The sequence below is a fragment of the Streptomyces sp. SM10 genome, assembly GCF_002910915.1.
Classification (GTDB): Bacteria; Actinomycetota; Actinomycetes; order Streptomycetales; family Streptomycetaceae; genus Streptomyces.
In genome coordinates this window covers 1-637 of the sequence record NZ_NEUF01000011.1, presented here as the reverse complement: position 1 = coordinate 637, position 637 = coordinate 1, and the positions used below count along the sequence as shown (strand labels likewise).

Annotated in this window: 1 pseudogene; it reads right to left on the bottom strand. The window is 78.2% G+C overall.

Annotated elements, in window-relative coordinates:
• Positions 1–637 (bottom strand): annotated as a pseudogene (locus tag B9S57_RS00640) (LuxR family transcriptional regulator); the annotation flags it as partial.

The following is a 637-nucleotide window of genomic DNA, read 5'->3' as shown; positions in this document are numbered from 1 at the left end:
CGCGTGCAGCCCTTCCAGCGCGTGGGCCCGGGCCCTGGCGTGCTGCCCGGCGCGGAGTTCGGCGTAGGCGAGCTGCTCCAGGGCGTGCGGCAGCAGCGCCTCGTGCCCCCGGGTGCGTACGACGGCGAGGGCACGGGCCCCCGCGCGGCAGGCCGCGTCGACCTCGCCGAGCACCAGGGCACAGGCGCCCGCCCTCAGCAGCTCACCGGCGTCCTCGGCCCGGCCTGCGGAGTCCAGGCAGCAGCGCAGGAGCGCGTGGCCCCGGTCGGGGTGCCCGGCGAGCACGGCGCACATCCCGGCGCGGTACTGGGCCATGGACCGGTCGGCCGCCGCGACGGGGATGCGGTTCATGGCGTCCAGGTACGCGATGGCGTCCCCCATGTCCCACGCCGCTTCCGCCGCACCGAAGAGGGCTTCCAGGGTGCGGCGCGGGTCGTGCGGGGCGAGCAGTTCGGCCGCCGTCAGGAGCGCCTCGCGGGCGTCGGCCGCCGGCCCGTCGCGCAGGGCGAGCATGCCGCGTACGTAGGGCGCCGCTCCCCCGGCGAGGTGGGGCCCGACCCGGGCGAGCATGGCGCGGGCCCGGCCGGTGTCCCCCGCCAGCCGCGCGTACCGTGACCAGGTCGAGTTGTCGATGGCT